This window comes from Arenimonas alkanexedens (genome assembly GCF_054781355.1).
Genome location: NZ_BAAGUO010000002.1, coordinates 426,938 through 441,061 on the forward strand (window position 1 = coordinate 426,938; position 14,124 = coordinate 441,061).

10 protein-coding genes are annotated in these 14,124 nt (G+C 68.3%); 4 read left to right on the forward strand and 6 right to left on the reverse strand.

Features of this window, described 5'->3' with window-relative positions; genetic code table 11:
* Positions 1-131: 131 nt before the first annotated feature.
* On the reverse strand, positions 132-656 hold the full coding sequence (locus ACYVGY_RS06580) for an REP-associated tyrosine transposase (RefSeq protein WP_460456671.1): 525 nt from the start codon (positions 654-656) through the stop codon (positions 132-134).
* A gap of 63 nt (positions 657-719) precedes the next feature.
* The gene (locus ACYVGY_RS06585; protein WP_460456672.1) at positions 720-1,058 is read right to left on the reverse strand and encodes a ComEA family DNA-binding protein; all 339 of its coding nucleotides are present in this window, start codon (positions 1,056-1,058) and stop codon (positions 720-722) included.
* A gap of 222 nt (positions 1,059-1,280) precedes the next feature.
* On the opposite strand from ACYVGY_RS06585, the gene ACYVGY_RS06590 reads away from it, so the two are divergent.
* Positions 1,281-2,759: a M20 family metallopeptidase gene (locus ACYVGY_RS06590; RefSeq protein ID WP_460456673.1), complete on the forward strand. Its 1,479-nt coding sequence runs from the start codon at positions 1,281-1,283 to the stop codon at positions 2,757-2,759.
* A gap of 320 nt (positions 2,760-3,079) precedes the next feature.
* Entirely contained in the window at positions 3,080-5,956 is a 2,877-nt protein-coding gene (locus ACYVGY_RS06595; RefSeq protein ID WP_460456674.1) for a TonB-dependent receptor domain-containing protein, read from the forward strand.
* A 250-nt stretch (positions 5,957-6,206) separates the two neighbouring features.
* Here ACYVGY_RS06595 and ACYVGY_RS06600 read toward each other — a convergent pair whose 3' ends face one another.
* The 4 genes from ACYVGY_RS06600 to ACYVGY_RS06615 form a co-directional block, all read right to left on the reverse strand.
* On the reverse strand, positions 6,207-7,805 hold the full coding sequence (locus ACYVGY_RS06600; protein ID WP_460456675.1) for a tetratricopeptide repeat-containing sulfotransferase family protein: 1,599 nt from the start codon (positions 7,803-7,805) through the stop codon (positions 6,207-6,209).
* Between the two features lie 25 nt (positions 7,806-7,830).
* Complete coding sequence (locus tag ACYVGY_RS06605; RefSeq protein WP_460456676.1) at positions 7,831-9,096, reverse strand: aspartyl/asparaginyl beta-hydroxylase domain-containing protein; 1,266 nt, start codon at positions 9,094-9,096, stop codon at positions 7,831-7,833.
* A 63-nt stretch (positions 9,097-9,159) separates the two neighbouring features.
* Positions 9,160-11,028 (reverse strand): tetratricopeptide repeat protein, encoded by a 1,869-nt coding sequence (locus tag ACYVGY_RS06610; protein WP_460456677.1) that lies wholly within the window; start codon positions 11,026-11,028, stop codon positions 9,160-9,162.
* Positions 11,029-11,032: 4 nt separating this feature from the next.
* Entirely contained in the window at positions 11,033-11,518 is a 486-nt protein-coding gene (locus tag ACYVGY_RS06615; RefSeq protein WP_460456678.1) for a hypothetical protein, read from the reverse strand.
* 121 nt (positions 11,519-11,639) lie between these two features.
* Between ACYVGY_RS06615 and ACYVGY_RS06620 the strand changes: the two genes are divergently transcribed.
* Both ACYVGY_RS06620 and ACYVGY_RS06625 read left to right on the forward strand, forming a co-directional pair.
* Positions 11,640-12,590 carry a class I SAM-dependent methyltransferase gene (locus ACYVGY_RS06620; RefSeq protein WP_460456679.1) on the forward strand — a complete coding sequence of 317 codons (951 nt, stop codon included), beginning with the start codon at positions 11,640-11,642 and terminating at the stop codon, positions 12,588-12,590.
* A gap of 16 nt (positions 12,591-12,606) precedes the next feature.
* Positions 12,607-14,109 (forward strand): sulfotransferase family protein, encoded by a 1,503-nt coding sequence (locus ACYVGY_RS06625; protein ID WP_460456680.1) that lies wholly within the window; start codon positions 12,607-12,609, stop codon positions 14,107-14,109.
* Positions 14,110-14,124 lie beyond the last annotated feature (15 nt).

Below are 14,124 nucleotides of genomic sequence, written 5' to 3' on the forward strand. Positions count from 1 at the left end.
CCGCGAAGCGTGCGCGCGGTTGACGCACGCCGGTGACGTAAGCCCCGGCAAGCCGGCGATGGCGGACGCTGCAGTGCGGTTGCGCGGAGCGATCATGGCCAAAGTCTAGCGCAGCCCCGGGCAACGGCTCGTCAATCGGCCGACGCGTCTCCGGGCAGCAGGTCGCCTGGCTGCAGCCAGGCCGCATTCCAGTAGGCGTAGTCGGCCAGGCTTCGCACCAGCCCGGCCCGCAGCGGATGGGAGACCAGATGCCGGCCCACCACCACCGGATCGTCCTGCGGCGCCAGGCTTCGGTCCCCGAAGCCACGGCCCCAGAGCCAGCCGTTGACCCGATGCCGGTCCTCGACCGCCCGCGAGGTGATGGCCTTGAAGCGCCCGACCAGTGTAGACAGCGTGTCGCGTTCGCCCAGCGTCACCAGACCCTGCCAATGATCGGGCATCAGCACCCAGGCCAGCAGGCAGGCGTCCCGCCACGGCCAGGTGGCCGTATGCACCCGACAGACCGCCCGGGCGGCCTCGTCGTCCTGGAAAACCGGACGCATATATAAGGTGTTGATGGTGAGCACGTAGGTCCGTCCCGGCACCGATCGATGCACCAGCCGCCGGGCGCGGTAGCCGCTGGACGGGCGGGCCGAAGCCGGCAGGATCGCGGACATCGAAAGCCTCCTGGGCAGTGCGGGGAAGGCCCGGCCGGAGCCGGGCCCAGGGATTGCGACGGATCAGCCCCCGGCCGGGGCCGGCGACTTCGGTGCCGCCGCCGCGGCCGGTGCCTTGGCGCGGGCCGCCCCGGACCCGACACTGATGCGTTCGCGGTTGAGCTCGACCGTGGACAGGCCGATGCCCTTCACCTCGGCCAACTCGTCGGCGCTGCGGAAGGCGCCGTGCTGACTGCGGTGGGCAACGATGGCCTCGGCCTTGCTGGGACCCACGCCGTCGAGCACCCGGTCCAGGGTGGCGGCGTCGGCCGTATTGATGTCCACCGTTTCGGCGGCAAAGGCGGCGCCGGCCAGCAAGGCCGACAGCAGCAGCGTGGAAAGCAGGGAAGCGGACTTGCGCATGGCGTTACCTCTCTCAGGACGGGGATGGGAAAGCCGGCCGCGGAACATTCCGCGCCGGCAGCCACAGTCTCGGCAGGCCGGGCGGCCCGTCCCATCGCCGTTCCCCACCTGCTCGCCTATGAAGCCTGCCGGCCACGGCGTCGGCGCTTTCCTACCCGGTCCGGCGGCGCAGTGGCCATCGGGGGTAAAATCCTTGCTTCACCGCCCCCAGGAACAACGCCCATGGACACCGCCAAGACCGACCGTTTCATCGCCGATGCCTGGGATGGCGAAATCGTGCCGCAGCTGGTCGAGTACATCCGCATCCCGAACAAGTCGCCCATGTTCGACGCGCAGTGGAAAGAGAACGGCTACATGGACGACGCCGTGAAGCAGCTGGCCGGCTGGGCCCGGGCCCAGCCGATCGCCGGCATGTGCGTCGAAGTGGTCGAGCTCGAAGGCCGTACGCCGCTGATCTTCATCGAGATCCCCGGCGCCGGCGACGACTGTGTGTTGCTCTACGGCCACCTCGACAAGCAGCCGGAGATGACCGGCTGGGCCGACGACCTCGGCCCCTGGAAGCCGGTGATCAAGGGCGACAAGCTCTACGGCCGCGGCGGCGCCGACGACGGCTATGCCCTGTTCGGTTCGCTCACCGCCATCCGTGCGCTGCAGGAACAGGGCAAGCCGCACAGCCGCTGCGTGATCCTGATCGAAGCCTGCGAAGAGTCCGGCAGCTATGACCTGCCCTTCTACGTCGACCATCTGGCGGAGCGCATCGGCAAGCCGTCGCTGGTGGTCTGCCTTGACTCGGGCTGCGCCAACTACGACCAGCTCTGGTGCACCACCTCGCTGCGCGGCCTGGCCGGTGGCAACCTCACGGTCAGCGTGCTCAGCGAAGGCGTGCACAGCGGTGACGCCAGCGGCATCGTGCCTTCGAGCTTCCGGGTGCTGCGCCAGCTGCTGTCCCGGCTTGAAGACGAGGCCACCGGCAAGATCCTGGTGCAGGACCTGCACGTGGACATTCCCGACCAGCGCGTCGCCCAGGCCCGGCGGGCCGCCGAAGTGCTGGGCACCGAAGTCTGGGACAAGTTCCCCTTCCTGCCCGGCATGAGCCCGATGAACGCGGACCTGACGGAACTGGTGCTCAACCGCACCTGGCGCCCGGCCCTGTCGGTGACCGGCCAGGACGGCCTGCCCACGCTGTCGAGCGCCGGCAACGTGCTGCGCCCGCACACGGCGGTGAAGCTGAGCCTGCGCCTGCCCCCGACCCTGGAGCCCAAGCGCGCCGGCGAAATCATCAAGCGCGTGCTCGAAGCCAACCCGCCCAACGGCTGCCGGGTCGAAGTCGAGCTGGAGAAAGCCTCCACCGGCTGGAACGCGCCGCTGCTGGCTCCCTGGCTGGAAAAAGCGATCGACACCGCCAGCCAGGAGTTCTTCGGCGCCCCGGCCATGTACATGGGCGAAGGCGGCACCATTCCCTTCATGGGCATGCTGGGCGATAAGTTCCCGGGCGCCCAGTTCATGATCACCGGCGTGCTGGGCCCGCATTCCAATGCCCACGGCCCCAACGAGTTCCTGCACATTCCCACCGGCAAGCGGGTCACCGCCGCCGTGGCCCGGGTGATCGCCGAGCACTATGTCGCCAGCGAACAGGGCCAGACCCAGGGCGTGGGCGTGAAGGCCGGCGCCGCCCAGTTCGGCGACCACGGCTGCTGCTGATACCCCCGGTGGGAGGGACTTCAGTCCCGATGCTCTTCGTCGAAAAGCATCGGGACTGAAGTCCCTCCCACAGGAAGCGGCGGAAATTTGGGGGTGGCGGGGTTTTCCGCGTTAATGGGACGCTGGTCAATAAATCAGCACCATCATCCCATTCGGGACGATAAGTCTCGAGCGCCCCCCTGGGGGCGCGTTCTTAACGACACTTTAATTATTCCCCCAGCCCGCTTATAGTCCGGACGGCTCTGCCGGTTTCCGGGGTGCGCGACTTCACGTCGGCGGCGGGCTCCCATGCCAAATCTAGAACCACTTGGAGAGTAGAGATGACTTTGAAGACCACCAAGCTCCGCGACGCGATTAAGTTCGCGCTCGTCGTGGGCGCCGCCTCCGCCATGAGCACGGGCGCCGCTGTCGCCCAGGATCAGGGCACTGAGGACGAAGCCGCCACCCTTGACGCGATCGTCGTCACCGGTACCCGCATCCAGAGCCAGACCGTTACCGCCTCGTCGCCCGTCGTCGAGATCAGCCGTGACGAGTTCCAGTTCTCCGGCGCCACCCGCGTTGACGACCTCGTCAACCAGTACCCGCAGCTGTCGACCTATTTCGACTCCTTCGCCAACAACGGTTCGACCGGTTACCCGACCATCGACCTGCGTGGCCTCGGCCCGCAGCGCACCCTGACCCTGGTCAACGGCAACCGCCTGGCCCCGGGTGCCGCTGAAGTCCGCGACATCTCGATGATCCCGGCCTCGCTCGTCAGCCGCGTTGACATCCTGACCGGCGGCGCCTCGGCCGTGTACGGTTCCGACGCCATCGCCGGCGTGGTGAACTTCGTGCTCGACACCGAGTTCGAAGGCGTCAGCATCACTGGTGGCTACAGCGCCTACCAGCACAAGAACGACAACACCTACATGCAGGGTCGTCTCGACGCCCGCAACTTTGACTATCCGGACGGCAACTCCGGCTTCGACGGCATCGCCAAGAACGTCGATATCGCCATGGGCAGCAGCTTCGCCGACGGCGCCGGCCATGCCACCGCCTGGCTGACCTACCGCAAGAACGATCCCCTGTTCCAGGGTGAGCGCGACTACTCGTCCTGCGCGCTGAACGCGTCAGGCACCTCCTGCGGCGGCTCCGGCACCAATGCGGCCGGCAACTTCTACGTGGGTCAGGACACCGACGGCGACGGCATCTACGACGGTGCTTACTCGACCTCGCTGAACCCGGACGGCAGCTGGGCTGGCTCGTACGGCGCCCCGTACAACTACGCCCCGATCAACTACTACCAGCGTCCTGACGAGCGCTACACCTTCGGCACCTCGATCAAGTACGAAATCAACGAGAACTTCCGTCCGTACCTCGAGACGATGTTCGTCAACAAGGGTGACTCCTCGCAGATCGCTCCGTCGGGCGCGTTCTTCACCCCGATCCCGGGCCTGACCTGCTCGAACCCGCTGGTCGGCAGCCTCTGCGCTGACCTCGGCCTCGACCCGACCCTGCCGTTCGACGTCTACATCGCGAAGCGTAACGTCGAAGGCGGCCCGCGTATCCGCGTCGACGAGACCAACTCGTTCCGCGTCGTGCTCGGCATGGAAGGTGCGATCAACGACAGCTGGTCCTACAACGCCTCGATCCTGCACGCGCAGACCCGCGACGACAGCCAGGGCCTGAACGACTTCCTGAACCAGCGCATCGTTCAGGGCGTGCTGGGTTGCCCGACCGGCTCGTTCTCGGGCTGCTTGCCGTACAACGTGTGGCAGCCGGGCGGCGTGACTCCGGCGGCCGCTGCTGCCCTCGCCGGCACCTCGATCTACGAGACCGCGACCAGCCTGACCTCGTTCAACGCCTACGCCACGGGTGACGTCGGCTTCGGCTTCCCGTCGGCCAACGGCGAGAACATCTCGCTGGTCCTGGGTACCGAGTGGCGCGAAGAGTCCTATGACTTCACCGCGGATTCCGACAGCCAGTCCGGCAACTTCGCTGGCGCCGGTGGCCCGCAGACCCCGGTCAGCGGTTCGACCAAGGTGACCGAGCTCTTCCTCGAGGCCGTGATCCCGGTCCTGACCGACGTCGGCTTCGTCAACAGCCTGGCCTTCGACCTCGGCTACCGCTACTCCGACTACGACCTGTCGGGCACCGCTGACACCTACAAGCTCGGCTTCTCGGCCGACTTCGGCATGGTCCGCGCCCGTGGTGGTTACAACCGCGCGATCCGTGCGCCGGGCATCAACGAGCTGTTCTCGACCCAGTCGATCGCTCTGTGGACGGGTTCCGATCCGTGCGCCGGCCCGTCGCCGACCTTCACCGTCGCCCAGTGCCAGAACACCGGCCTGGATCCGTCGCGTTACGGCCTGGTGCCGGACAACTCGGCTGGCCAGTACAACCAGTTCATCGGTGGCAACCCGAACCTGAAGCCCGAGCAGGCTGATACCTACACCTTCGGTGTGGTCATCACCCCGATCGAGAACCTGCAGATCACGGTCGACTACTACGACATCTTCCTGGAAGACGCGATCGGCACCATCGGTGCTTCCACCATCCTGACCTTCTGCGGCATCACGGGCGATCCGTTCCTGTGCAACCGCGTGAACCGTTCGGGCGGCGGCGACATCTGGCGCGGCAGCGACCCGGCTACCTCGGGCTTCGTGAGCAACCTGACCGACAACTTCGGTGAGCGTTCGTACCGCGGTCTCGATCTGGGCGTCACCTACCGCTTCGACGCCCTGGGCGGCCGTTTCTCCACCTCGCTGCAGGGCAGCTACCTGCTCGAGCAGGAAATCACCCCGCTCCCGGGCGTGAACGACGCGGCGACCTACGACTGCACCGGCAACGTCAACCCGAGCTGCCAGGCCCCCGAGTGGCGCCACATCGCGAACGTGCGTTATTCGCGTGACTGGTACACCGTGAACCTGCGCTGGCGCCACTTCGGCTCGATGGATTACATCCTGACGAGCGGCGCCGCGGGTGCGGTTGACGGCCTGACGGCCGCCAACGGCGGCATCGACGCGTACAACTACTTCGACCTGTCGGCTTCGGCCTACATCGGCGAGTACGCGGAGTTCACCGTCGGCGTGAACAACATCGCGGACAAGGAACCGCCGCTGGTCGGTGGTGGCCTGGCCCCGCTGAACGGCAACTCGCTGGGTGGTTACGACCAGGCTGGTCGTTACTTCTTCACCTCGGTGACGTTCAAGTTCTAAGCAACACTTAAGCAACACCTTGAGCGGCGGGCTTCGGCCCGCCGCTTTTTTTTGGTTCCTCCCCCTGTAGGAGGGCCTTCAGGCCCGAAGCTCCATCAAGCCACACGTGCGAGGGACGTCAGTCCCGATGCCCTTCGCCAAAAAGCATCGGGACTGAAGTCCCTCCCACACGGCGCGCACGAAAAAGGGGTCAGCTGGCTGACCCCTTTTTTGGAGCTTCGGGCCTGAAGGCCCTCCTACGGGTTTTGGGTCAGGGGCTCAGCAGGCCCTCGGCGCTCAGGCGGTCGCGCAGGACGGTCAGGCCCGCCTCGTAACGCCGCCACTTGCCCACCGAGCCGGAGTGCACCGGCTCACGCACCTGGGCCGCGCTGGCGCTGACGATGGCGCCGGGATGCGCCGAGGGATCCAGCACCTCCGGGCGCCAGTCCAGGCCGCAGTGCGCCAGCATCCGCCGGGCCTGGTCTTCGGTGTCGGTCACCAGCTGTTCGTAGTGCAGGTCGAGGATCGCTTCCGGCATCACCGCATGCCAGTGCTGCATCAGGCGCTGGTAGACGATGAAGTACTCGGCCAACTCGGCCTGGTCATAGCTGAAGGGATAGGCCTGGTGGAACAGGGTCTTGAACACCGCATAGCAGGTGTCCATCGGGTCGCGGACCACATGGATGATCCGGGCCTTGGGCAGCGCCTTGCGAATGATTCCGCAGTACATGGAATTGATCGGCATCTTGTCGATGAAGAAGCGCTTGCCCGGCGCCGCCTGGCGCGCCGCCGCCATGTACTCACGACCCAGGGCCGCGAAGTCGATGGCCAGCGAGGCCTCGGCCACCGAGAGTCCGGGCTGGGCCGCCTGGGCTTTCTGCGCGGCGATTGCCAGCAATTGGCCGAAGTCCATCAGTTCACCGGCCGAGCCGACATCGCCATGGCTGGCCAGCATGCGCTCCGCCAGCGTGGTGCCGGTGCGGGGCATGCCGACGATGAATATCGCGCCCTCCTCCTCATGCCCGGGCGTGGACGCGGCCATGACCTCGGCCGTGTAAAGCCCGCGGATGCCGTCGATCACGTTCCGCTCGGCAACGGCGTCGTAGGACAGCGACTGGCGCTTGAGCTTGGCGCCGTCGGCCAGCGCCTGGAAGGCGGGGCCGGCCTGGCCCAGGTCTTCGTATTCCTTGGCCAGCGCATACAGGGCCGCGGCGGCGGCGGCGGGCGTCGGCAGGCGTCCCTGCAGGCGGGTCTGCAGATCAGCGACGTGATTGCTGGCCTCGGTCTGGCGGCGCAGGATCGAGCGCAGGTACAGGGACTGTCCGTGGCCGGGAACGTGGGCCAGGACGCGGGCGATGTTTTCTTCCGCCGCCTCGAACTGGCCGGCGAAGAACTGGGCGCTGGCCAGGTCGAAGTTCAGGGACCAGTGCGCCATGCCGGCCGCCAGGGCCGCTTCGTAAAAAGGACAGGCGCCGGCGGCGTCGCCGCAGTTGGCGAATATCTTGCCGGCCGCCCACTGGTTCTGGCCGTTGCCCGGTTCCAGCGCCACGGCCTCGGAGGCCAGACGCTTAGCCTCGGTGCGTTCGCGCACCAGCACCTTTAAATGGGCCTTCTTGAGCATGACCGCGGCGTTGTCCGGCATGGCGGCCAACACGGCATCGGCGGCCTCGATCGCACCGGTGAGGTCGTCGTTCGCCAGCCGCACTTCGCAGGCCAGCATCAGCACCGGCGGTTCGGCCGGATGCGCCAGCACCAGCGATCGGCACAGTTGGGTGGCTTCGGCCACCTTGCCCTGCTCGAGCAGGTTGAACCCCTGCCTCACCCCGGCCTGCATCGCCTGTGCGGCGTCCTGCGTCCCTGTCTCGTCCATCGTCAACTCCTGGGTAATCTCAATGTCACGCCTGCAGCTGGAACTCGCCCGAGGCCATCGACAGCGCGCGCACCATGTCGCGCTCGGCCAAGGAAAGCAGCGGGTTCCAGACGTCGAAGATGAGCACCACGCGCAGCTCGTCGCTGTCGTTGCGGGCCTCGTGCTCGATGCTGTCGTCGAAGATCAGCAGCTCGCCCACCTTCCAGCGCCGGCGTTCGAAGCCGACGCGATAGAGGCAGTTGTCCGGCACCACCAGCGGCAGGTGCACCACCAGCCGGGCATTGGTTTCGCCGTGGTGCGGCGGAATATGGGTATGCGGCGCCAGCGCCGAGAACATCGCGTTCGGGCACAGGCCGCCGATGTCGGCCATGTCCACGGCCTCGAGCGCGCGTGCGGTCTCGGGACAACGCGCCAGGCGTTCGGGCACGGGCTTGCCGTGCTGCCACAGGAAGTAGCTGCTCCAGCGCCGCGAGTGGTTGAGTTCCTGCCACTGGTTCACGGGTACGCCGGCCTCGTAGGCCACGTAGGGCCGGAAACCGGATTCGTCCTCGGACATCGCCGCCCGCATTTCGCCGATGATCGCTTCGGTGCGGGACTCCACTTCCGGCACCCAATCGAAGTCGGCGCGGTCGAAGAAGGGCGTCGCCGGCAGGCGCGGCACCTGCAGCCGGCTGCACACGGAAGGATATGGCGCCGACTGCCCGCTCATGATGGCGCCGGCCTCGCGCCAGCGCTCGGCCTCCGCGGGACTCAGCGCCGCCGCGCGCGTGCCGATCCGATCGGCGAGGAAAGCGGCCATTTCACGCCCCACCTTCTCCACCAGCTCGCGGCCCTGCAGCAGCTGCGCGCGCAGCGACGGCGGCCACTGCGACTCCTGCGGCAGCACGCTCAGTGCGTTGCGGTAAACCATGGCCGCCGCCCGAAGCTTGCCGTGCTTTTGCAGGTGCGCCGCCTTGGCCAACAGACCGGGCAGGAAATAGGGGTCGGCAACCAGCGACGCCTCGATCGCGCGCAGCTCGCCGGCCGCGTCGCCCATGTCGCGCAGCACTACGGCCAGTGAAATGGCGATCGCCGGTTCCCGCGGCGCCGAAGCATGCGCGGCCTGCAGCAGCCCGTGGGCCTGGGCCAGCTCGCCGCGCTTGAAGGCGTGTACGCCAAGGCTGTAGAGCGCCGGCGGATGCCGCGGGTCGATGGCCAGCACCTTGCGCCAGAGCTGCTCGGCTTCGGTCCAGCGCCCCTGTTGGGCGGCGGCGCCGGCGGCCTGCGCCAGCGCATTGATCGGTTCGCTCATGAAAGGCTCCCGGGCCGCCGTGCGCCCGTTTTCGAGCCTCCAAGGATACCGCGAAGCCGGGACCTACTTGGCCGACGGCCGCGGCGCCATGTCGAACGCCACCGTGACGCGCGGCTGCTCGTCCTCGAACGGCACCGTGCCGTGCCAGAGGTAGGACGGGAACAGCGCCAGATGGCCCGGCTCCGGACGCAGGATGCGGCGCGGCGCGAGCGCCAGGCCCAGCTCGTCCGGCGGCTGGCCGAACTGCAGGTGGCCGGCGTGGCCATCGGCCGGCTGCTCGCGCACCGAGGGCGGCAGCGACACGTAGAAGGCCGAGCTCATCCAGCCCTCGGGATGGATGTGGTTCACGTGCCGGCCCGACGACCACAGTTTCACCGACCAGGAGCCGGTCATGCGCATGTGCGCGGCCTTGCGGGACAGGAAGGGATGGCTGGCGTCTTCAGGAAGCGTCGGCAGCCAGCGTTCGATGGCCTGCTCGATGGCAACCTGCAGCTGGCCGATGACCGGGTCGCGGCGACCAAACAATCGGCCCGGCGTCTGCGAACCGCCGCGCAGGCTTTGCTGCACCGGCTCGCGGCCGGCGACGTGCATCGCGTCGAGGCGGCTGCGCAGCGCCGCCAGGAAATCTTCCAGGCGCGCGTAGCCCGCCGGCGTCTCGATCCGCAGGTTGGCCACCAGCCGCTCGTAGTCGCAAAGCCAGTCTTCGCGGGCATCGCCGAGCAGCCGCCAGGCCGTGCCGAGATAGGCCCAGCCTTCCTGATGGGCCGGCGCGATCCGGGTGGCTTCGGTGGCACGGTCTGCAGCGGCCTGCCAGTCGCCCGAACGCAGCAGGTGGCGGGCGAAGGCGTTGTGGAACAGGGGCAGCGCAGCCAGCGGACCGCCGGCCAGCGCTTCGTAGGCATTGCGGGCACGGCCCGGATAGCCCAGGTCGTCCAGCGCCTGCGCCTCCATCAGCGCCAGCGCGGGCAAGTCATTCTTCAACCGCAGTCGGCGAACCAGATCCAAGGCTTCCTCCGACTGCTTGGCGGCCAGCAGGAAGCGAGCGAACTCATGCGTCAGCCCGGCGTCGTCGGGACGGGCCTGCACGCTGCTGCGGAAGGTTTCGGTGGCGTCGCGCTCAGGCGCGATCCGAGGACCGTGCTCCCAAAGCAGGTGGGCCAGGGTGACGTGGCCGGGCACGAAGTCGGGATGGGTCTCGGTCAGGCGGGTTGCCTGCGCCAGTGCCTTGTCCACCTGACCCTCGTCGAGCAGGGCGCCCGCCATCGCATCGGCGAGCTCGGGCCCGGTGTAGCCGGTCAGCGCCGCGCGCTCGAAACAGGCGATCGCCTCGTCGGCACGGCCGCGCAGACGCATTACCGCGCCCAGGTTCAACCAGCCGGCGCTGTAGCCGGGCGCCAGCTTGAGCGCCTTCAGGAAAGCCGCCTCGGCCTGGTCCCACTGGTCGAGCGCGCGCTGGGCACTGCCCAGCGCACTCCACGCCATTACCGAATCGGCCTGCACCTGCACGGCACGCTCCAGCGCAGGCACCGCCTTGTCGGGCAGGCCCAGGTCGTAAAGGGTATTGCCCAGCTCGAGCCAGGCCTTGCCGAACTGCGGCGCGACCTCGGTTGCGCGCTGGAACAGCACCAGCGCCTCCGGTACCCGCGCGACCTTGCGCAGCAGGGTCGCCAGATTGACCAGCAGCAGCGGCTGGTCCGGCGCCAGCGCGAGCGCCCGACGGAAGCTTTGCTCGGCCAGCCAGTAGTCGCCGGCCTCGGAATGGCACATCGCCATCAGCTGGTGGGCGTCGGGCGAGCGGGGCCGCAGCGCCACCACGCCTTCGACCAGGGCAAGCGCCTGTTCGAGCTTGCCTTCGCGCAACAGGCCGATGGCGGTTTCGCACTGTCCGGCCTCGGTGGTGGTCAGCGCCTGTGGCGCACCCGCGGTGCTCATGCGGTCAAAGCACGCGTCGCACGCGCAGGGTCACGCGACCCGGCGTGCGCATCAGGTAATTACCGATCATGCCGCGACGCACGACCACGGCGTCGCCGTCGGCCAGCCGACCCTTGTCGGTGACTTCGGTGATCAGCCAGATCTGTTCATTGTCGAGCGTGACCAGACGCTGGCCGTTGCCGCGGCGGCTGACGCTGACGACCACCGCCTCGATGCGATCGCCGGTCGGATCGCGGTCATCTTCGGCCACCATCTCGCGTTTTTGCACCGTGCTAAGGCCGAAATCGCGCCGGGCCTGCTCGCGTCGCGCCTCATCCATGTTCGCCGCTGACGCCACCGGCGGGAAGGCTTCGTCGTAGCAGGCCAGTCGCGCCTCGGGATCTTCGGTGGCGGCGCAGGCATGGCTGGGCGCCTGGGCGTGCGCGAGGCCTGCGGACGCAAGCAGCAGCAGCGCAACGACGGCGATGGAACGGGGCTGGGAAGAGTTCACGATGATTCCTTGCAAAAGGTCCACGAGGGACGGCGGCAGGGCGCGCCGAAGCAGCGGGGGCGCCGGATTTGCCGTGAATGGATCGTGATAATATTCCCCGGTTTCCAAGGAGTGCACAAGCTTGAGTCTGGACCAGTGGGAGACCTTCTATCGCGGCGGCGCCATCGTCACCGGCCCCGCCGGCCCTGACGGCGGTTACGACCTCGAATTGCGCGCGGCCTGGGTGGAGTTCTTCTCCACGTTGCCCGCTGCCGCCAGCATTCTCGACATCGGCACCGGCAACGGCGCGGTGCCGCTGATTGCCAAGCAGGCGGCACAGGCCCAGGGCTACGCCTGGGACATCCACGGCAGCGACCTGGCGCGCATTGATCCGGTGCGCGACGTGGCCGATGGCGCCAAGCGCTTCGACGGCATCCAGTTCCATGCCGGCGTGGCCACCGAGAAGATGCCGTTCGAGGATGCGCGCTTCGACGCGGTCACCGGTCACTACGCGCTCGAGTACACCGAGACGCCGGCGGCGCTGGCGGAAATCTTCCGCGTGCTCAAGCCCGGCGGCGATGCCCAGTTCATCATCCACCACGCCGAATCGGCCCTGATACTGAGCGCCCGCCAGTCGCTGGCCGAATGCGACCTGGTGCTCAAGGAAACCAAGCTCTATCGCCGCCTGCACAAGCTGGTGACGATGGAACAGGTGACACCAGGCACCACCGACCGCGCCACCGCCGAACTGCGCAGCGCCATCCAGGCCATCAAGCTGGCGCTGCCGCAGGCCCGCCAGGCCGGCGGTGGGCGCGTGCTGGACGTGGCGCTGGACGCCGCGCAAAAGCTGCTCAACGCCCGCAAGCAGTCCCCCGCCGCGACGGTGGGCCTGGAAGTCGATCGCGCCGAAGCCGACATGCGCGCCTCGGCCCGCCGCCTCAACGACCTGGTCGAGCACGCGTGTTCCGACGCGCGCATGGATGCACTCCAGGCCGAGGCCGCGACGGCCGGCTTCACCCTGATCGAACGCCTGCCGCAGTTCCACGCCGGCAACAACCTCGTGGGCTGGCAGCTGCTGCTGCATCGCCCCTGATCCGCTGGAACCCCCGATGACCGAGCCTACCCCCGACCTTCTGGCCCAGGCGGCCGCGCTGCACCGCCAAGGCCGGCGCGCCGAGGCCATCGACCTGTTCAAGCAGGTGCTGGCCGAAAAACCCGACGCCGCCGAAGGCTGGTACGAGCTGGGCTATCTGCTGCGCGCCGAGGGCCGCTACGCCGAAGCCTTCGAGGCCTACGGCGAAGCGCTTGCGCGCGGCGTGCGGCGTCCCGCGGAAGTTCACCTCAACCGCGCGGCGCTGCTGTCGGACTTCCTGCGCCGCGATGACGAGGCCGAAGCCGAACTGCGCGCCGCACTGGCGGCGGCCCCGGACTACCTGCCGGCCCAGCTCAACCTGGGCAACCTGCACGAGGAGCGCGGCGAGCGCGAGCAGGCCTTGGCCTGCTACCAGCAAATCCTGTCCGGCCCGCCCGGCGCCGACAAGGCCAGCCAGGAGCTTCGCTACGAAGCCCTGGCGCGCACGGTCAACCTTCATACCGCCAGCGGCACTGACGACCCGCTGCTGGCCCAGGCCAACGAAGCCGCGGGCAAGGTGGTGGGCAATCTCACCGTCCGCGCCAACCTGCTGTTCGCGCTGGGCCGCGCCTACGAGCGCCTGGCTGCCCACGACCTGGCTTTCGACGCCTATGCCCGCGGCAACCGCAGCCTGGTGCGCCAGAGTGGCCGCAGCTACGACCGCGCGCATCAGGTCGCCTTGACCGACGCCCTGATCGCTGCTTTCCCGGCCGCAGCTGCCAAGCCCGCGACCACCGCTCCAGGCCCCGCGCCGCTGTTCGTGCTGGGCATGTTCCGCTCGGGCTCGACCCTGGTCGAGCAAGTGCTGGCCGCGCATCCACAGGTCACCCCGGGCGGCGAGCTCGAGTTCCTGCCGCGGCTCGCCGCGCAGCGGCTGGCGCCCTTCCCCGCCTCGGTGGCCGGCGTGGACGACGCGCGCTGGCAGGCCTTCGCCGACGAGTACCGCGCCGAACTGGCGCAGCGCTTCCCGCAGGGCCAGGCCAGCCGCTATCTCACCGACAAACGGCCGGACAACTTCCAGCTGGCGGGCCTGATCAAGCGTCTGTTCCCGGACGCGAAGATCATCCACACCCTGCGCGACCCGATGGACACCGGGCTGTCGGTGTTCACCCAGCACTTGAACCTGCGCGTGGCCGGCTATTCGGCCGACCTCGGCGACATCGGCCACCACTACGGCCAGTACCGACGCCTGATGGCGCATTGGAAGTCGCTCTACGGCGACGACATCCTGGACTTCGACTACGACGCCTTCGTGCGCGAGCCGCGGCCGGCGCTGGAAAAGCTGCTGGCGTTCCTGGGCCTGGACTGGGACGACGGCTGCCTGCAGTTCCACACGCTGTCGAATACGGTCAAGACCGCGAGCTACTGGCAGGTTCGGCAGCCGCTCAACACCAAGGCATCAGGCCGCTGGCGCCCCTTCGGCGAACATCTGGCGCCTTTGCGCACCGCGCTGCGCGAGGCCGGCGTCGACGCCGGCTGAGCCCCGGCACCGGCC